The sequence below is a fragment of the Bradyrhizobium sp. CCGUVB4N genome (genome assembly GCF_024199945.1).
Taxonomy (GTDB): domain Bacteria; phylum Pseudomonadota; class Alphaproteobacteria; order Rhizobiales; family Xanthobacteraceae; genus Bradyrhizobium.
This window is the reverse complement of record NZ_JANADP010000001.1, coordinates 442,508-461,100: the sequence shown is the minus strand read 5'-3', so window position 1 is coordinate 461,100 and position 18,593 is coordinate 442,508. Positions and strand designations below refer to the sequence as shown.

Annotated in this window: 19 protein-coding genes; 13 read left to right on the top strand and 6 right to left on the bottom strand. The window is 65.0% G+C overall.

Going from position 1 to position 18,593, the window contains the following annotated elements:
• Positions 1-69: 69 nt before the first annotated feature.
• Positions 70-984, bottom strand: coding sequence for a DMT family transporter (locus NLM31_RS02195; protein ID WP_254127693.1), 915 nt, complete (start codon positions 982-984; stop codon positions 70-72).
• A 219-nt stretch (positions 985-1,203) separates the two neighbouring features.
• Here NLM31_RS02195 and NLM31_RS02190 point away from each other — a divergent pair, with 219 nt between their 5' ends.
• From NLM31_RS02190 to NLM31_RS02180, 3 genes are all read left to right on the top strand, one after another.
• Entirely contained in the window at positions 1,204-1,686 is a 483-nt protein-coding gene (locus NLM31_RS02190) for a MaoC family dehydratase (RefSeq protein ID WP_254191328.1), read from the top strand.
• Positions 1,687-1,771: 85 nt separating this feature from the next.
• A complete protein-coding gene (obgE, locus tag NLM31_RS02185) occupies positions 1,772-2,812 on the top strand; it encodes a GTPase ObgE (RefSeq protein WP_254127691.1) in 1,041 nt (346 codons plus the stop codon).
• 202 nt (positions 2,813-3,014) lie between these two features.
• Positions 3,015-4,649 carry an alkaline phosphatase family protein gene (locus NLM31_RS02180; protein ID WP_254191327.1) on the top strand — a complete coding sequence of 545 codons (1,635 nt, stop codon included), beginning with the start codon at positions 3,015-3,017 and terminating at the stop codon, positions 4,647-4,649.
• A gap of 133 nt (positions 4,650-4,782) precedes the next feature.
• Here NLM31_RS02180 and NLM31_RS02175 read toward each other — a convergent pair whose 3' ends face one another.
• Positions 4,783-5,748 (bottom strand): Bug family tripartite tricarboxylate transporter substrate binding protein, encoded by a 966-nt coding sequence (locus NLM31_RS02175; protein WP_254191326.1) that lies wholly within the window; start codon positions 5,746-5,748, stop codon positions 4,783-4,785.
• A 199-nt stretch (positions 5,749-5,947) separates the two neighbouring features.
• Between NLM31_RS02175 and proB the strand changes: the two genes are divergently transcribed.
• On the top strand, positions 5,948-7,069 hold the full coding sequence (proB, locus tag NLM31_RS02170) for a glutamate 5-kinase (RefSeq protein WP_254191325.1): 1,122 nt from the start codon (positions 5,948-5,950) through the stop codon (positions 7,067-7,069).
• 6 nt (positions 7,070-7,075) lie between these two features.
• Here the strand turns inward: proB and NLM31_RS02165 are convergent, their stop codons facing one another.
• Together NLM31_RS02165 and NLM31_RS02160 are read right to left on the bottom strand one after the other, a co-directional pair.
• A complete protein-coding gene (locus NLM31_RS02165; protein WP_254127687.1) occupies positions 7,076-7,372 on the bottom strand; it encodes a type II toxin-antitoxin system RelE/ParE family toxin in 297 nt (98 codons plus the stop codon).
• Positions 7,362-7,640, bottom strand: coding sequence for a type II toxin-antitoxin system ParD family antitoxin (locus NLM31_RS02160; protein WP_254127686.1), 279 nt, complete (start codon positions 7,638-7,640; stop codon positions 7,362-7,364). The genes NLM31_RS02165 and NLM31_RS02160 overlap by 11 nt, the downstream gene beginning before the upstream one ends.
• A gap of 192 nt (positions 7,641-7,832) precedes the next feature.
• Between NLM31_RS02160 and NLM31_RS02155 the strand changes: the two genes are divergently transcribed.
• The 9 genes from NLM31_RS02155 to NLM31_RS02115 all read left to right on the top strand — a co-directional run bounded on the left by NLM31_RS02155 (position 7,833) and on the right by NLM31_RS02115 (position 16,205).
• Positions 7,833-9,128 (top strand): glutamate-5-semialdehyde dehydrogenase, encoded by a 1,296-nt coding sequence (locus tag NLM31_RS02155; protein WP_254127685.1) that lies wholly within the window; start codon positions 7,833-7,835, stop codon positions 9,126-9,128.
• A 23-nt stretch (positions 9,129-9,151) separates the two neighbouring features.
• Positions 9,152-9,796, top strand: coding sequence for a nicotinate-nucleotide adenylyltransferase (locus NLM31_RS02150; protein ID WP_254127684.1), 645 nt, complete (start codon positions 9,152-9,154; stop codon positions 9,794-9,796).
• A 199-nt stretch (positions 9,797-9,995) separates the two neighbouring features.
• Positions 9,996-10,352, top strand: coding sequence for a ribosome silencing factor (gene rsfS / locus NLM31_RS02145; RefSeq protein ID WP_254127683.1), 357 nt, complete (start codon positions 9,996-9,998; stop codon positions 10,350-10,352).
• 105 nt (positions 10,353-10,457) lie between these two features.
• Entirely contained in the window at positions 10,458-10,940 is a 483-nt protein-coding gene (gene rlmH / locus NLM31_RS02140) for a 23S rRNA (pseudouridine(1915)-N(3))-methyltransferase RlmH (protein WP_254191324.1), read from the top strand.
• A gap of 44 nt (positions 10,941-10,984) precedes the next feature.
• A complete protein-coding gene (locus tag NLM31_RS02135; protein WP_254191323.1) occupies positions 10,985-12,334 on the top strand; it encodes a murein hydrolase activator EnvC in 1,350 nt (449 codons plus the stop codon).
• Entirely contained in the window at positions 12,331-13,689 is a 1,359-nt protein-coding gene (locus NLM31_RS02130) for a S41 family peptidase (RefSeq protein ID WP_254127680.1), read from the top strand. The genes NLM31_RS02135 and NLM31_RS02130 overlap by 4 nt, the downstream gene beginning before the upstream one ends.
• A gap of 156 nt (positions 13,690-13,845) precedes the next feature.
• Positions 13,846-15,069 carry a divergent polysaccharide deacetylase family protein gene (locus NLM31_RS02125; protein WP_254191322.1) on the top strand — a complete coding sequence of 408 codons (1,224 nt, stop codon included), beginning with the start codon at positions 13,846-13,848 and terminating at the stop codon, positions 15,067-15,069.
• 65 nt (positions 15,070-15,134) lie between these two features.
• Positions 15,135-15,641: an RNA pyrophosphohydrolase gene (locus NLM31_RS02120; RefSeq protein ID WP_254127678.1), complete on the top strand. Its 507-nt coding sequence runs from the start codon at positions 15,135-15,137 to the stop codon at positions 15,639-15,641.
• Between the two features lie 63 nt (positions 15,642-15,704).
• Complete coding sequence (locus NLM31_RS02115; RefSeq protein ID WP_254191321.1) at positions 15,705-16,205, top strand: RNA pyrophosphohydrolase; 501 nt, start codon at positions 15,705-15,707, stop codon at positions 16,203-16,205.
• A 91-nt stretch (positions 16,206-16,296) separates the two neighbouring features.
• Here the strand turns inward: NLM31_RS02115 and NLM31_RS02110 are convergent, their stop codons facing one another.
• Positions 16,297-17,964, bottom strand: a complete 1,668-nt coding sequence (locus NLM31_RS02110; protein WP_254191320.1) for an adenylate/guanylate cyclase domain-containing protein — start codon at positions 17,962-17,964, stop codon at positions 16,297-16,299.
• A 146-nt stretch (positions 17,965-18,110) separates the two neighbouring features.
• Positions 18,111-18,518 carry a F0F1 ATP synthase subunit epsilon gene (locus NLM31_RS02105; protein ID WP_254191319.1) on the bottom strand — a complete coding sequence of 136 codons (408 nt, stop codon included), beginning with the start codon at positions 18,516-18,518 and terminating at the stop codon, positions 18,111-18,113.
• Between the last annotated feature and the right edge of the window lie 75 nt (positions 18,519-18,593).

The window sequence follows — 18,593 nt, the reverse complement described above, 5'->3', positions numbered from 1 at the left end:
CTTCGCCAAACCACTCCCTGTGGGTATGGGTCCCGGATCTGCGCTTCGCTTGTCCGGGACGACAGCGGGCTACACCGGCGGATTGACCTCTTCGCTCGCACGCCCGAGATCGCGCTCACGAAGAAAGATGTAGAACCCGGCGCCGATGATGATCGCGGCGCCGACGATCGTGGCCACCTGTGGCACATCGCCGAACACCACGAAGCCGAAGATCACGGCCCAGACGATCATCGAATATTGATACGGCACCACGACGCTCGCCGGCGCCAGCTTCAGCGACCGGTTGACGCAGAACAGCGCGGTGACCGAGATGCATCCGGCAAGCGCGAAGAATACCAGGCTGCCCGGCGTCGGCGGCACCCAGTGGAACGCCGACAGCACGGCGCCCAGTGAAAACGTCCCGATGAATTGCGAGGACGCCATCACGATATCGGGCGTCTTGCGCAGGCTGCGCGTGATCAGCATCAGGGTTGCAAAGGAAAGACTGCCGCCGAGCGCGATCAGCGCCGGCAGGCTCACCGTCTGCGCCGACGGTCGCAGCGCGATCAGCACGCCGCAAAAGCCGATCAGGATCGCCGTCCAGCGCCGCCAGCCGACCCGCTCGTGCAGGAAGATCGCCGACATCGCGGTGACGAAGATGGGCCCCGCGAGATAGTAGGTGACGACGTCGGCGAGCGGCAGATAGACGGTGGCGAGGAAGAAGGCGGCGACCTCCAGCGTCGACAGCACGACGCGAAACAGCTGAAGCCACGGCCGCTCCAGATGCAGGAACTGATGACGCTGCTTCCAAATCAGCGGCGCCAGCAGCAGCAGTGCCGCGCAGGCGCGCAGGAACAAGAGCTGCCCGACCGAATAGGTCCCGACCAGGAACTTGCCCATGGCGTCGCCGAACGAGAACATGGAGATCGACAGCACCATGAGGGCAATGCCGGCAAGGCGCGCCGAGCGGTCGTCATAGGCGGAAAGATTTTTGAAGAAGGGCATCGCTGTCGATCGTGGAAACGCGTCATTGCGAGGAGCTCTTGTGACGAAGCTCGCAATGACGGGCGGAGAGAGCGTCGGAAACCGGCGAATAGAGTCGCTTGCGGTCGTTTTAATGACGTGGGCCGCCGCGACAAGCCCGCGCAAGCCGAATTGAACGGATTGTCGCACTCTTCGCGCCGCGGTAGCGATAGATGCCTCACCGACAAAAGAGCCGCAGACATGACCGACTTCGACCCCGCCCAGCACCGCATGATCACGGCGCAACGCTGGTTTGAGGATTTCGTGGTCGGCGAGCGTTTCGTGCTGCCGAGCCGCACCCAGACGTCGGCGGTATTTGCCGCATTCCAGACCGCGAGCGGCGACACCCATCCGGTGCATTACGACCTGGAATATTGCCGCGCCCGCGGCATGCCGCATCTGCTCGCCCACGGCTTCCAGACGCTGATCCACACCGCGCCCGGCGCCGGCCTGTTTCCGTTCATGGTGGAGGAATCCCTGGTCGGCTTCCTCGAGCAGTCGAGCCGGTTCCTCAAGCCCGTGTTCGCCGACGACACCATCTATCCGGCGCTCGAGGTGACCGAGCTCGTGCCGGGACGCACGACGGGTGCGGTGACGCTCAAAAGCACCGTGTTCAACCAGCGCAAGGAGCTGGTGCTTGAAGGGATGCAGAAATTCCTGATCCGGCGCCGCCCGACCGGTTAATCAAGGGCGCAAATTCGCGGAATTTCGGCCGATTTGCGGGGTCATCCGGGTTGCCGCGCGGGACCGGCTGGCCTACCTATGCCCCATGAAATTCCTCGACGAAGCAAAGGTCTATATTCGTTCCGGTGACGGCGGGAACGGCTGCGTGGCGTTCCGCCGCGAGAAGTTCATTGAGTTCGGCGGTCCCTCCGGCGGCAATGGCGGCCGCGGCGGCAATGTCATCATCGAGGTCGCCGACGGCCTCAACACGCTGATCGACTATCGCTACCAGCAGCACTTCAAGGCCCAGAAGGGCGAGAACGGCCAGGGCTCGGACCGCCACGGTGCCAACGGCAAGAACATCGTGCTGAAGGTCCCCGTCGGCACGCAGATCTTCGACGAAGACCGCGAGACGCTGATCCACGACTTCACCAATGTCGGCGAAAAGTTCGTGCTCGCCGAGGGCGGCAATGGTGGCTTCGGCAACGCGCATTTCAAATCGTCGACCAACCGCGCGCCGCGCAACGCCAACCCCGGCCAGCCCGGCGACGAGCGCTGGATCTGGCTGCGGCTGAAGCTGATCGCGGATGCCGGTCTCGTCGGCATGCCCAATGCCGGCAAGTCGACCTTCCTGTCCAAGGTCAGCGCGGCGCGGCCGAAGATCGCCGACTATCCCTTCACCACGCTGCATCCGCAGCTCGGCGTCGTGAACGCCGACGGCCGCGAATTCGTGCTCGCCGACATTCCCGGCCTGATCGAGGGCGCCCATGAAGGCACCGGCCTCGGCGACCGCTTCCTCGGCCATGTCGAGCGCTGCCGCGTACTGCTGCATCTGATCGACGCCACCTGCGAGCACGCCGGCAAGGCCTACAAGACCGTGCGCAAGGAGCTCGACGCCTATGGCGGGCTGCTCACCGACAAGATCGAGATCGTCGCACTGAACAAGATCGACGCGGTCGAGCCGGACGAGCTGAAGAAGCAGAAGGACCGGCTGAAGCGCGCTGCCAAGAAGACGCCGCTGCTGCTCTCGGGCATCACCGGCGACGGCGTCAAGGAAGCGCTCCGCGCGCTCGTCGAGGTGATCGGCGAGGCCCCGGTCTCGGCCAAGGCCAAGAGCGCGGCCGAAGCGGAGCCCTGGTCGGCTTGAGGCGAGCGCCGCTCTCTCCACACCTCTCCCCAACGGGGAGAGGTCGATTTGCGCAGCAAATCGGGTGAGGGGGCGCAGGTCCCACGAGAGAGCGTAACCCCTCACCCGGCGCTACGCGCCGACCTCTCCCTCCGGGAGAGGTTGTCTTCGCACCTTCGATAGCGCAGCATCCGGCAAATCAAGAAGGGGTGGAGCGAGACGCATGGCGCGCGCAAAAAACGTTCTCTGGATCATGTGCGACCAGCTTCGCTATGATTATCTCGGCTGCACCGGCCACCCCACGCTGAAGACGCCGAACATCGACGCCATGGCCAAGCGTGGCGTGCTGTTCTCGAAGGCCTATGTGCAATCGCCGATCTGCGGCCCGTCGCGAATGTCGTTCTACACCGGTCGCTACATGCGCTCGCACGGTTCGCACTGGAACGGCTGGCCGCTGCGCGTCGGCGAGCCCACCCTTGGCGATCATCTCAAGAAAATCGGCGTCCGCAACGTGCTGGTCGGCAAGACCCACATGGCGCCCGACCTCGAAGGCATGAAGGCGCTCGGCATTCCGCCGGAATCAATGATCGGCGTGCACGTCGCCGAGTGCGGTTTTGAACCCTATGAGCGCGACGACGGCCTGCACCCGACCGGACGGCCGCGTCCGAAATACGACGAATATCTGCGCCAGCAGGGATTTGAGGCGACGAACCCCTGGGAGCACTGGGCCAATTCAGGCGCAGCGGAAGACGGCTCCTTGCAGAACGGTTGGCTGCTGGTGCACGCCGACAAGGCCGCGCGCGTGCCGGACGAGCATTCCGAGACGCCCTACATGACGCGTCGCGCGATGGATTTCATCAGCGAAGCCGAGACCGACGGCCGGCCGTGGTGCCTGCATCTGTCCTACATCAAACCGCACTGGCCCTACATCGCGCCCGAGCCCTATGCGAGCATGTATTCGACAGATGACATGATCCCGGTGATCCGCTCCGAGCGCGAGCGGCAAAATCCGCATCCGGTATTCGGCGCCTATATGGACATGCGCTACTCCCGCAACATGGCGCGCGACGACGCTCGGGAGAAGGTGATCCCGACCTATATGGGCCTGATCACCCAGATCGACGACCAGATGGGCGTGCTGATGAAGTTTCTGGAGGAACGCGACCTCTTGGAAACCACCATGATCGTGTTCACCTCCGATCACGGCGATTATCTCGGCGATCACTGGATGGGCGAGAAGGACCTGTTCCACGAGCAGTCGGCGAAGATCCCACTCATCATTATCGATCCGTCGAAAGAAGCCGACGCCACGCGCGGCACGCGCAGCGATGCGCTGGTGGAAGGAATCGATCTCGCACCGACCTTCGTCGATTATTTCGGCGGCAAGGTGCCGGGCCATATTCTCGAAGGCCGCTCGCTGCTGCCGCTGCTGCGCGGGCCGACGCCGCCTAATTGGCGCAAGGTGGCATTCTCGGAATACGACTACGCGATGCAGGACGTGCGGCTGAAGCTGAACCAGCCGATCGAGCGCTGCCGCCTGTTCATGGTGTTCGACGGCCGCTGGAAATATATCCACGCCTCCGGCTTCCGCCCGATGCTGTACGACCTCGAAGCCGATCCGCAGGAGTATGTCGATCGCGGCGACGATCCGGAGTGCGCCGGCATCATCGCGCGGCTCCAGGCCGAGCTGTTCGACTGGGCGCTGCATCCGAACGACCACATCACCACGCCGCGCGAGAAGATCGCGAACTATGCCGATAATCAGCTTCAGGTGAAGGGCGGGATCCTGATCGGCGTCTGGGATGAAGCCGAGCTCGCGTCGATCAAGGACGGCATCGCCCAGCGCGCGAAGATGTAGACCCTCATGGTGAGGAGGCGCGAAGCGCCGTCTCGAACCATGCAGCCCCCCGCTGCAGCAGCCGGGCCTTCATCCTTCGAGACGCGCGCAAGGGCGCGCTCCTCAGGATGAGGGGATAGAGCGCGAGCGAGGTTCAGTTCTCGATCTTGTATCCCGTCGCCTTCACGATCGGCTGCCAGAAGGCCGTGTTCGCGGCGAGCTCTTTCGTCAATCCATCCGCGCTGCTGCCGACCGGAATGAGCCCGATCGCCGTCAGCTTCTCCTTCACGTCGGGCTTCGCCAGCGCCGCACTCGCGGCCGCGCCGAGCTTGCTGGCAAACTCCGGCGGGCTGCCGGCGGGAAGCCACATGCCGTACCAGGCGTCCGCGACGAGATCGATGCCGCTCTCCTTTAGCGTCGGGACGTCAGGCGCGAACGGCGACCGCTCCGCGCTCGAGACCGCGATGATCTTCACGCCCTTGGCACGATGCTGCGGCAGCGCATCCGCCAGCGTGGTGATCCCAAACGAAATGTGGCCGCCGATGATGTCGTTGAGGATTGGCGCACTGCCGCGATAGGGCACGCGCGTCAGGGGAATGCCGAGATCCTTTTCCAGCTTCGAGCCGGCGAAATGCGGAATGGTGCCGTTGCTCGGGACGCCAAACGAGGTCTTGTCGGGGTGCGCCTTCAGCCACGCGACAAACCCCTTGAAGTCGGCGACATCCATGGCCGGGCCAACCACCAGTGCGAACTCGAACCGCGCAAGCAGGGACACCGGCATGAAATCCTTCGCTGTGTCGAAGCTCGGTGTCGTTTCGACCATCGGCAGCAGATACATGGTCGGCCCGGTCGTCACCAGCACCATGCTGCCGTCAGGGCTTGCACCTTTCACCGCCTTGATGCCGATCAGGCCGTCACCGCCGGTGCGGTTCTCGACCACGATGGTCCGTTGCAGCACGGGTGCCATCTCCTGCGCGATCAGCCGGCACAGCGTGTCGCCGCCGGCGCCTGCCGCGAACGGGAAGATGATTTTGCTCAGCCCGGCCTGCGCTCGGGCCTCGCCGATCTGCGACAGCAGCGGCAACCCGAAACACCCAGCCATGAAATTGCGGCGATCCATTCGTTTCCTCGTCCAGCCCGCGATTGGTTGGCGGCATTAGAACCGGGCTGGCACGCAAGACAAGGCCGACCTTCGCCGTTTACCGTCCCGCCCGCCTTGCGCCGGCCATCGTCCTGCTGCAAAAGCAGGCCTTAGCCGGCGCCGCTCTCCGCTCCGCCGTTTCCAGAGCAATTCGTCACACGCGCCGACACATACGCACATGGCCAGCCCCGAACTCAATCAATTCCGCCGCATCGTCGTCAAGGTCGGCTCCGCACTGCTGGTCGATTCCGACAGGGGCGAGGTGCGTGCGTCCTGGCTCGCCGCACTCGCGGACGACATGGCCAAGCTGCACGAGCAGGGCCGCGACGTCCTCGTCGTCTCCTCCGGCTCGATCGCACTTGGCCGCAGCCGGCTCAAGCTGCCGCGCGGAGCGCTGAAGCTGGAGGAAAGCCAGGCGGCGGCTGCCGTCGGACAGATCGAACTGGCGCGGATCTGGTCGGAGGTGCTCGGGGCGCACGGCATCGGCGCCGGACAGATTTTGGTGACGCCTGGGGACACCGAGGAGCGACGCCGTTATCTCAACGCCCGTTCCACCATCGGCAAGCTGCTGGAGTGGCGCGCGATCCCCGTGATCAACGAGAACGACACGGTCGCCACCAACGAGATTCGCTACGGCGACAATGACCGCCTTGCGGCGCGCGTCGCCACCATGGCGAGCGCCGATCTGCTGGTGCTGCTCTCCGACATCGACGGGCTCTACGACGCCCCGCCGAAGAACAATCCCAACGCCAAGCTGATCCCGGTGGTCGAGAGCATCTCCTCCGAGATCGAGGCCGTGGCGGGAGATGCCGAATCCGAGCTGTCGCGCGGCGGCATGCGCACCAAGGTCGAGGCGGCCAAGATCGCCACCACCGGCGGCACGCACATGCTGATTGCATCCGGCAAGATCGAGCATCCGCTGCAAGCGATCGCCAATGGCGGCCGCTGCACCTGGTTCCTGACGCCGGCCAACCCCATCACATCGCGAAAACGCTGGATCGCGGGCACGCTGGAGCCGAAGGGGACGCTGACCATCGACGCCGGCGCGGTGACGGCGCTGCGCGCCGGCGCCAGCCTGCTGCCGGCCGGCGTGATCAAGGTCGAGGGCCAATTCGCCCGCGGTGACGCCGTCATCGTCCGCGGCCCCGACACCAGCGAGATCGGCCGCGGCCTGATCGCCTATGACGCCGAAGTCGCCGAGCGGATCAAGGGCCGGTCCTCCCCGGACGTGATGACGATCCTCGGGATCAGCGGCCGGTCCGAGATGATCCACCGCGACGATCTGGTGGTGGGCGGGTAACTCGGGCTATTGCATATCGTCGGCGCCAATATCCTGACGACCATGCATGACGCGGATGACCTCGATGCCGTCTGGCAACGGGACGTAGAAGATCACGTAGTTGCCGACGGCGAAGCTGCGCAGGTCCAGGCGCAACTCTCTGCGTTCTCGCCCGGCGAGCGGACTTTCCAGAAGCATCTCGAAAATCTCGCCGATGCGCGCGATCTGCTGGTCCGCGGCCCGAACACTGTCCGATGCGATGAAATCCCAGATTGAATCGAGATCTTGATCGGCTTGCGGGGCTTTGCGGAATCTATTCGCCACGTTTGCGCGCGGCCAATCGTTGCCGTCCCCGCGCCTTGATGTCGTTCATCCACTCTTTGGGATCGACCTCTTCCATCGGCCCGCTATCAAATCCCTTCTGGATTTCCTCCCGCAGCACCTCCAACTTGAGCTTGCGCCGCTCTTCGCGTTCCTCGACCAGACGAAGCCCTTCGCGCATCACCTCACTGGCGGTGGCGTAGCGGCCGCTCTCGACCAGGTTGTCGATGAGGTCCTCGAAATGCTTGCCAATGCTGTAGCTGCTAGCCATGGGAAGCTCCCTATCAAATAATGATACTTATTGATATCCGAGCTATTCGCAAGCCCTTGTCCGACTACCCGCGCAACCCGGCCATTGGCCGACCCGATGGCGCAACCGGGAGACCAGCCATACCCTCCCCGCCCTTCGCAAAAGCGGGATTTCCGTGCTAGGACACTGCCTTAGCAGAAGGTTGAACTCCCCATGGCCGCCCCTCTCAAAGCCGTTGACGGCAATGCCGATCTTCAGGCGCTGATGTCCGATCTCGCCACCCGTGCCCGCGCCGCCGCGCGCGTGCTGGCGCTGGCGCCGCCGGAGCAGAAGAACCGGGCGCTGGAAGCCATGGAGCGTGCGATCCGCAGCAATGCTGCAGCGATCCTCGCCGCCAATGCCGAGGACGTCGCGGAGGCTCGCGCCTCCGGCAATGCCACCTCGTCCTTCATCGACCGCCTGACGCTGACGCCTTCGCGTGTCGAAGGCATGGCCGCAGGCATCGCCGTCGTGCGCGGCATCGCCGATCCCGTCGGCATCGTGACCGAGAGCTGGCAGCGGCCGAACGGCATGACGATCGAGCGCGTGCGCGTGCCGCTCGGCGTCGTCGGCGTCATCTTCGAGAGCCGGCCCAATGTTGCGGCGGATGCCGGCGTGCTGTGCTTGAAGTCCGGCAATGCCGTGATCCTGCGCGGCGGCTCCGACAGTTTCCGCTCGTGCCGCGCCATCCATGAATGCCTGGTGCAGGGCCTGCGCGAAGCCGGCCTGCCCGAAGCCGCGATCACGCTGGTGCCGACGCGCGACCGCGCGGCGGTCGGCATGATGCTGTCCGGCCTCAACGGCGCCGTCGACGTGATCGTGCCCCGCGGCGGCAAGAGTCTCGTCGCGCGCGTCGAGCAGGAAGCGCGCGTGCCGGTGTTCGCGCATCTCGAAGGCGTCAATCACGTCTACATCGATGGCAGCGCCGATCTCGCCATGGCGAAGTCGATCGTGCTCAACGCAAAAATGCGCCGCACCGGCGTCTGCGGCGCGGCCGAAACGCTGCTGGTCGATCGCGCCGCTGCCGACAAAAATCTGAAGCCGCTGGTCGAGATGCTGATCGAGGCCGGCTGCGAGGTGCGCGGCGATGAAACAGTGCAAGCGACGAATGCGCGCGTAAAACCTGCCAGCGAAGACGATTGGGACACCGAATATCTCGACGCGATCATCGCGGCAAAGGTGGTCGACGGTGTCGACGGCGCGATCGCACACATCCAGGATCACGGCTCGCATCACACCGATGCGATCGTGAGCGAGAATGAATTGGCTGCGAAGAAATTCCTCAGCGAAGTCGATTCCGCGATCGTGTTGCACAACGCTTCGACGCAGTTCGCCGATGGCGGCGAGTTCGGCTTCGGCGCCGAGATCGGCATCGCCACCGGCCGCTTCCATGCGCGCGGTCCCGTGGGGGCCGAGCAGCTGACCAGCTTCAAGTATCGCGTTCACGGCACAGGGCAGACGCGGCCGTAAGGAATGGCGCGAGGCGTGGGGCATTGAGTAACAATTTCGTCGCGCCACGTTTCTTCGCGCAAGCCATACCGCCCTACACGGAAGGCATGCGTATCGGCTTGCTCGGCGGCTCGTTCAATCCGCCGCACCAGGCCCATCGCGCGATCAGCCAATTCGCGCTGAAGCGCCTTCAGCTCGATCGTGTGTGGTGGCTGGTGACGCCGGGCAATCCGCTGAAGGAGAACGGCACGCTGCATGAGCTCGGCGCGCGCATGCAGGCGGCGCGCGACGTCGCCAACGATTCCAGGATCGAGGTGAGCTGTCTCGAATCCGTCATTCGTACCCGCTATACTATCGACACGATCAACACCTTGCGCCGCCGTCTCAGTGGCCTGCGCTTTGTCTGGATTATGGGCGCCGACAACCTCGCTCAATTCCATCGTTGGCAGCACTGGCGGCGCATCGCCGACCAGGTGCCGATGGCGGTCATCGATCGCCCGCCGCAGAGTTTTCGTGCCCTTGCCTCACCCGCTGCCCAGGCGCTTGCGCGCTATCGCCTCCCCGAGAATAAGGCAGCATTGCTTGCGGATCAGCGGGCACCGGCCTGGGTCTTCCTGACCGGCTTGAAGCTCAACCTGTCCTCGACGGGCTTACGGAACCCGGACGGGAGCTGGAAAGGTACGAAGTGAGACAGAGTTGTGGGGACTTACGGGCTCTCTGGCATATTGAAACCCTTAACCCCACATGATGTAGTGTAACCGGTGAGGGACGGATTCGGCCCTCGCGATACAGTGAAAGGAATGGTCCCTGGCCACGTCTGTATTGTCCAAGTCTGTTTTACCCAAGGCTACGAAACCGACGCGTAAAACATCGACCAAAGCTGCGGCCTTGAAGGCGCAACCCGACGCCGACAAGACGCTGAGCCTGATCCTCTCCCGCCTCGAGGATATGAAGGCGGAAGAGACGGTCACCATCGACCTTCGCGGCAAATCGGCATACTCCGACTACATGATCGTCACCACGGGCCGTGTGAACCGGCACGTTGGCGCGATCGCGGAGAACGTCGCGAAAGGCCTCAAGGAAACCGGCATCAAGAACATCCATGTCGAGGGCTTGCCCAACTGCGACTGGGTGCTGATCGATTCCGGCGATGTGATCGTGCACGTGTTCAGACCCGAGGTCCGCGAGTTCTACAATCTCGAGAGATTGTACACGCAGGGCCCAGGGGCGGCGAAGGCGATCTAGGCGCGGTCTGAGAGGCGACTGGCCGATTTCGAATCGGCCGACGCGCATGCTAGCGTCGTGCGCGCGCGGATTGCGCGCGGTCTGGAAACGCGACCCTAAGATCTCATGCGTGTTGCCGTCATTGCAGTGGGCCGGCTGAAGCAAGGGCCGGAACGGGAGCTTGCCGACCGGTATTTCGAGCGGTTCGACGAGGCCGGCCGCAAGCTCGGATTCCGCGAGCTCACCATCCACGAAATCCCCGAGAGCCGCGCGCGCGACACTGCCACACGGATGGCCGAGGAGGCCGCGGCGATCGCCGCGCATATTCCCGAAAAATCGATTCTGGTGGCGATGGACGAGCGCGGGCAAAACCTCGATTCCACCGTATTCGCACGGAATCTCGGACGCTGGCGCGACGAGGGCGCCGGTCATACTATCTTCGTGATCGGAGGGGCGGACGGACTTTCGCCCGAATTGCGCCGTAAGGCCAAGCTCGCGATCGCGTTCGGCTCTGCGACCTGGCCGCACCAAATGGTCCGCGTCATGCTTCTGGAACAGCTGTATCGGGCCGCCACCATTCTGGCCGGCCACCCCTATCATCGCGCGTGATTCGCGCCACAACGAGCACTTTGCCCAAGAATCCTGTCCAACAGATGCGAGCGCCGATCCTCAATTTGCTGTTGATTGCGAGCTGCGCCGGCGCAAGCCTCTTCGCCGAAGAAAGCCTCGCGCAAGCCCAGTCGGCGGCACCTGCGCCACAGACCGCAGCCATCTCGCCCGACGCCATCAAGCAGCGCGAGCAGGAGCTGGAAGCCGCGCGCGCAAGCAAGAAGAGCGCGGAGGAGGCGCAGGCCAAGCTGAAGGCCGAGATCTCCTCGCTCGGCCAGGACCGCACCCAGCTCAATCAGCAGTTGATCGACACCGCCGCCAACGTCCGCACCGTCGAGACCAAGATCGACGAGGCCGAGACGCGGCTGCGCACACTCAACGGCCGCGAGCAGCAGGCGCGCGCCTCGCTCGATTCGCGCCGCGCCGACATCGTCGAGGTGCTGGCGGCGCTGCAGCGCGCCGGCCGGCGCACCCCGCCGGCGCTGCTGGTGCGGCCCGAAGATGCGCTGCAATCGCTGCGCACCGCGATGCTGCTTGGCGCCGTCGTGCCGGAATTGCGCGGCCGCGCCGAGAAGATTGCCGGTGAGCTCGGCGAGCTCGTGAGCTTGCGCAAGAACATCGCCGCCGAGCGCGACCAGCTCGCCTCCGATCGCGACAAGGTCCGCAGCGAACAGACCCGGCTCACCGCGCTCGTCGACGAACGGCAGCGCCAGCAGTCCTCGCGCGAAAAGGACCTCGACGCCGAGAATTCGCGCGCCATCACGCTGTCAAAGCAGGTCGGCGATCTCCAGGGGCTGATCGCCAAGATGGAGCAGGACCTGCAGAGCGCGGCCAAGGCGGCCGAGAAGGCGGCCGAGGCCGCAAAGCAGGCCGAGGCCAAGGCAGCCGCGGCCGCCAACGCCAAACCCGGCCCCGCCGTGTTCAAGGACCGTTCCCGGACCAGCCCGGCCATCCTGTTCGCCTCGGCCAAGGGGCTCCTGCCGTTGCCGGTTAACGGTAACAAGATCAGGGACTTTGGCGGTTCCGACGGGGTCGGCGGGGTCCAGAAGGGCATTTCGCTGGCAACCAAGCCCGGTTCGCAGGTCACAACGCCGTGCGACGGCTGGGTGGTCTATGCCGGCCCGTTCCGCAGCTATGGACAACTCTTGATCCTCAACGCCGGGGGCGGGTATCATGTCCTGATCGCCGGGATGGAGCGCATTTCGGTAAACATCGGACAGTTTGTGCTCACGGGGGAGCCGGTCGCGACCATGGGGTCGACCTCTCAAGTCGCCTCCATTCTCGCCACCAACGCGAGTCAACCTGTGTTGTATGTCGAGTTCCGCAAAGACGGCACTCCAATCGATCCAGGCCCATGGTGGGCCGCAAATGAAGGCGAGAAGGTTCGCGGATGATGCGCAAGACTTCAGTTATCCTCCTCAGCGCTGCGACCGGTGCGGCGCTGACGCTGTTCGTGACCCAGCCGCGTGCGGTGTTCATGGGCTCCAGCGCGCGAGCTGCGACCGCTGACACCTATCGCCAGCTCAACCTGTTCGGCGACGTGTTCGAGCGCGTGCGCTCCGACTATGTCGAGAAGCCCGACGACACCAAGCTGATCGAATCCGCCATCAGCGGCATGCTCACCGGCCTCGATCCGCATTCGAGCTACATGGACGCCAAGAGCTTCCGCGACATGCAGGTGCAGACCCGCGGCGAGTTCGGCGGCCTCGGCATCGAGGTCACCATGGAAGACGGCCTGATCAAGGTGGTCTCGCCGATCGACGATACGCCCGCCTCGCGCGCCGGCGTCATGGCCAACGACATCATCACCAATCTCGACGATGAAGCGGTGCAGGGCCTGACCCTGAACCAGGCGGTCGAGAAGATGCGCGGCCCCGTCAACACCAAGATCAAGCTCAAGATCATCCGCAAGGGCCAGGACAATCCGATCGACGTCACGCTGGTGCGCGACAACATCCGCGTCCGTTCGGTGCGCGCGCGCGTCGAGGCCGACGACATCGCCTATATCCGCATCACCACCTTCAACGAGCAGACCACCGAAGGCCTGAAGAAGGAGGTCGCCAACCTCTCGACCCAGATCGGCGACAAGCTCAAGGGCTACATCATCGACCTCCGCAACAATCCGGGCGGCCTGCTCGAGGAGGCCGTCACCGTCTCCGACTCGTTCCTGGAGAAGGGCGAGATCGTGTCGACCCGCGGCCGCAACGCCGAGGAAACCCAGCGCCGCACCGCGCATGCGGGCGACCTCACCAAGGGCAAGCCGGTCATCGTGCTCGTCAACGGCGGCTCGGCCTCGGCGTCGGAAATCGTCGCCGGCGCGCTGCAGGACCACAAGCGCGCGACCATCGTCGGCACCCGCTCGTTCGGCAAGGGCTCGGTGCAGACCATCATCCCGCTCGGCTCGGGCAACGGCGCGCTGCGCCTCACCACGGCGCGCTACTACACGCCGTCGGGCAAGTCGATCCAGGCCAAGGGCATCGTGCCCGACATCGAAGTGCTGCAGGACGTGCCGGACGAGCTGAAGTCGCGGACCGACACCAAGGGCGAGGCTTCGCTGCGCGGCCATCTCAAGAACGACGGCGACGAGAAGACTGGCTCGCAGTCCTACGTCCCGCCGGATGCCAAGGACGACAAGGCGCTCAAGCTCGCCGACGATCTGCTCCACGGCATCAAGAACAGCGCCTCCGCGGCGCCCGCGCCCGGCACCACCGACAAGGCGGCCGCCGACAAGCCCAAGGCCGCGAACTAAGTCGCAAGCACAGTCATCTACGGAAAAGGGCGGCTCCCGGAGCCGCCCTTTTTGCTTGGGAGCTGATGTTGGGACTCCTGGCATCCCCGGCCTATCCCGGCCTGCCGCCGCTTGACCTCGGCGTGGTATCGTCGGTGGAGTGATTCGGGATCTCGCATGACTGAAACGGCCGATGATCTGAGCGCCCCGCTCGGACAGGACAAGCCGCGCCGGAAACAGCGGCTGCGGCTGCCGTTCACGGCCATGCAGGCGCTGGCCGTGATGCTCGGCCTGTTCCTGGTCGCCTTTGCCGGCTTCGCCATCGTCAACAAGGACCCGCTCGGCGGCGAGCCGATGACGCGGATTGCGATCCGCGATTCCAAGGGCACTGACGAGAAGCCCGCCGCCGAGGCAGTTGCGGCCGGTCATAGTCAGGACAGCAAGCACGCGACCAAGGAAGCGCCGAAGGAAGCGGCTTCCGGCGAGCAAAAGACCGTCACCATGATCGACGGCTCGACCGGCGCGCGCCACGACGTGGTGATCGGCGCAGGCGACGGCGCCGATAAAGGCGAGGCGGCGTCCGCAGCACCCGCCGTCATGGCCGGGATCGATCCAAAGCTGCTGGAGAAATCCCGCTACGGCATGATCCCCGCGGTCTCGGGCGATCTCAAGCCGTTCAACGTCTACGCAGCGGAGGCCGACCGCGCCAAGGCCGCGAAAATGCCCGTGGTGGCGATCGTGATCGGCGGCCTCGGCGTCGGCGCCGCCAAGACCACCGATGCGATCATGAAGCTGCCGGGCGCGGTGACGCTGGCCTTCACGCCCTACGGCGCCGACCCCGGCAAGCTCGCCGAGCGCGCCCGCGCCCAGCGCCACGAGATCTTCCTGCAGATCCCGATGGAGCCCTACGACTTCCCCGACAATGATCCCGGTCCGCAGACGCTCCTGACCTCGCTGACCGCCGACCAGAACACCGACCGCCTCTACTGGCACCTGAGCCGGATCCAGGGTTATGCCGGCATCACCAATTTCATGGGCGCGCGCTTCGTGGCGACGGATGCGGCGATGCAGCCGATCATCCGCGAGGCGTCCAAGCGCGGGCTCGGCTTCTTCGACGACGGCTCCTCGCCGCGCAGCATCGCGCCGCAGGCCGCAGGCAGCCTCGCCGTGCCGTTCGGCAAGGGCGACATCGCGCTCGACGCGGTGCCGACCCCGACCGAGATCGACCGCGCCCTCAACAAGCTGGAATCGGTGGCGAGGGAACGCGGCGTTGCCGTCGGTACCGCCTCCGCACTCCCCGTCTCGATCGAGCGGGTCAGCGCCTGGATCAAGACATTGAGCGACCGGGGTATCCTATTGGTGCCATTGACAACCGCGATGCTGAAATCAAAATCCAGCTAAATCAACGAATTGGTACGGTGCGGGCCCCCACAGCCCAGCCGGCAGTACGCGAGGGGTTTGGCGGAATGGCGCGTTACGAAGATCTGCCCTACCGAACCTGCGTCGGGGTGATGCTGATCAATGCGAAGGGCCTGGTGTTCATCGGCCGTCGTGCCGGCGGGATCGAGCATGTCGACGACAGCCACGTCTGGCAGATGCCGCAGGGCGGGGTCGATCCCGGCGAGGACAATTGGGATGCCGCCAAGCGCGAGCTCTACGAAGAGACCAGCGTGCGCTCGATCGAGCGGCTCGGCGAGGTGCCGGACTGGCTGATCTACGACATCCCGCGCACGGTGGCCGGGCGCGCCTGGAAGGGCCGCTACCGCGGCCAGCGCCAGAAGTGGTTCGCGGTCCGCTTCACCGGCAAGGACAGCGAGATCAATGTCGAGAAGCCCGGCGGCGGCGGCCACAAGGCCGAATTCGTCAGCTGGCGCTGGGAGCCGATGAAAAACCTTCCCGGGCTGATCATCCCGTTCAAGCGCCCGGTCTACGAGCGCGTGGTGAAGGAATTTTCCGCGCTCGCCGATGACTAAATCAAATTGTCATCCCGGCTTTGATGCTAAGGCACCGGCTGGGCTGACAACGAGAGCTTCCGCGTGACGAACGAAAAACCCTACCGTCCCAATGTCGGGATCGCGCTGTTCAATGCCGACGGCCGCGTGCTGATCGGGCACCGCTTCAAGGGCGACGGCCCCGAGATCATCCTGCCCGGACTCGACTGGCAGATGCCGCAGGGCGGCGTCGATGAGGGCGAGGTGTTGCGCGATGCCGCCATGCGCGAGCTCTGGGAGGAGACCAGCGTCGTCAGCGCCGATTATCTCGGCGAGACCGACTGGCTCACTTACGAATTCCCGCCCTATGACGGCCCGCAGACGCATCGGCTGGCCAAGTTTCGCGGCCAGCGCCAAAAATGGTTCGCGCTGCGTTTCACCGGCAAGGACGATGAAATCGATCCGCTGACGCCGCGCAACGGCCAGCCCGCGGAGTTCGACGCGTGGCGCTGGGAGCGGCTCGACCGCATCGCCGATATCGTGGTGCCGTTCCGGCGTGAGGTCTACCGCGCGGTGGCGCGAGAGTTTGCGGCCTTCGCCGGGTAAGTGGGCGAAAACAACCCCATGCACAGTAGAACGGGGGTTGAAATCATTGGCTGATTTTCGCCGGGCATGGGCGTGTCAGCCGGCACCCTTTTCAGTTCGTCGGGCCGACCGTGAACGGGCCGATCGCGATGACGTGGCAGTCGCTGTCGTGCTTGACGCAGTCGGCCAGTGCGCCGTTGACCGCGGTCTGCTCGTCGGCGGCCTTCAGGCCGAGGCCGGGACGGCCCGCAGTGCCGACGGCGACCGCGTTCCAGCCCATGCCCTCGCCGAGCTTGCGCACGACATCGTCGCGCGCATCGGCCACGATGGAGGAATTGGTCGCGGCGTGGAAGAAGCCGTTGGGCTTCAGCAGCGTCGGGATCGGCACGACGAAGACATCGTCGACCGCCACGATCATGCAAGCCGAGCCCGCGATCGCGCCGCAGGACTCCAGTGAACGCCGCGCGGTCTCATCGACCGACGACGCCCCCAGCACCATGAAATATTGCCCGCCCGGTCCGAGCGCGACCGAGCGCGATTTTGCCGCCGGCGCATAGATGTTCTCGACGCGAGTCCTGGCCTGATCACGCAGCATCGGGAAGTCTTTCGATGCGAACGGGCGCTCGGTCATGGTGTCGTGCCGCACCCAGGGCTGCGGCGGCATCGGCGGATTGCCATGGCTGTAGACGACCTTGTTGCCGACCGCATAGAGCTCGCAGCGCCGCGGCGATTGCGCGGCATCCGCGCGCTTCTGGCACTGATCGAGCGCCATGTTGCGCGCGGCCTCCTCGTTCGGCTGATTGAGCGCGGAGCCGTTGAAGCCGCCGATGTTCAGGGCGAAGGCCTTGTAATCGCCGGCGGCGGCATATTCGTTGCTGAGAAAGGCACGCTGGCGCTCGCCGAGGAACGGCACCGCGTCCACTGCAATCTTGCCGCCCGACGCGGCCGGCGGTGACGGCATCGGTGCCGGCGGCGGTGTCACGGCTGCCGTTTGTGTCGGCGTCGACGTCGGCACGGGCGATGGCATCGGCGCCTTCGCGGCCATCGTCGGCGTGGGGCTCGGGGATGGCGCAGCGACGGGGCTGGGCGACGGCGCGGCCGCAGTCGTCGACAGCTGGGCGGTCTCGAGCTTGGTGAAATAGAGGAAGCCGCCGACGCCGATGGCGACGACCGAGACCACGCCGACGACCAGCGGCCACATCCAGTTCGGCGCGGGTGCAGCCTTGGCGACCTTCTTCACCTGCGGCGTCGTGTAAGTCCCGTCCTCGCGCCGCATCGCCACCATATAGGCGTGCACCGGCGTCGGGATGTTCTTGACCTCCTGCGCGCCGATGTCTGCGAACTGCACCGACAGCTTGTTGGCGACCTGCTCGTGCACGGCACGCGAGACGCAGATGCCGCCGACCTCCGCCAACCCCTCGAGCCGGGCCGCGATGTTGACGCCGTCGCCGAGCAGATCACCGTCGCGCTCGACCACATCACCGATGGTGATGCCGATGCGGAACGACATCTGCCGGCTCGGCGGATAGGCCATGTTGCGGGTCCGCAAGCTCTCCTGAATGTCGATCGCGCAGCGCACCGCGTCGACCGCGCTCGGGAATTCCGCGAGCACGGCATCACCTGCGGTGTTGAAGATGCGACCGTTGGCTTTTGCGATGAAATCGTCGATGACTTCACGGTAGGACGCCAGGCGCCGCAGCGTCTCTTCCTCGTCTTCCGCGACCAACCTCGAATAGCCGGCAATATCGGCTGCAAAGATCGCTGCGATCTTGCGTTTCATCTGCAAATGCCCTGGAACAAAATCCGCGAGCGCAGAATGCCGCTATCGGCGGCGCGGTGCAACAAAGTTCAGCGCCCGCCACAACCGTGACGAGCGCTGAACTCATTCAGGAATTTCGCGTGAGCCCCGAAGCCGCGCTCCGGGGCTTAGTGCATGGCCGTCGAGCTGAGCTGCTGCTGGATGCTCTTGTAGTGATCGAGCCGCTCGAGGGCTTGATCGAGCTCGTTGCCTTCGTGCTCCTTCAGCCCTTCTTCCATCTCCGAGATGGTCTCGGCGAACTGGGCGCGGTCGAGCTCGTCCAGCGAGGTCGCGACGTCGGCGAGCACGGTGAGGCCCTTTTCCGAGACTTCGGCAAGGCCGCCGAGCACGATGATCTTCTCGTGCTTGCCAGCGGTGGTGACGGTGAGGATGCCGGGGCGGATGGCAGCCACGACCGGCGCATGACCTGCCAGCACGCCGAAGTCACCCTCGACGCCGGGAATGTCGACCTGATCGACTTCGCCCGAGAACGCGAGCTTTTCCGGAGAGACGAGATCGAAGTGGAAGGTGGCCATTGAGATGCCTTGCGAAACGTGAGGAGCGAATGGCGGGCGATTGAAACAGGAAGCGGCTCTTCACCGCTCCCTATT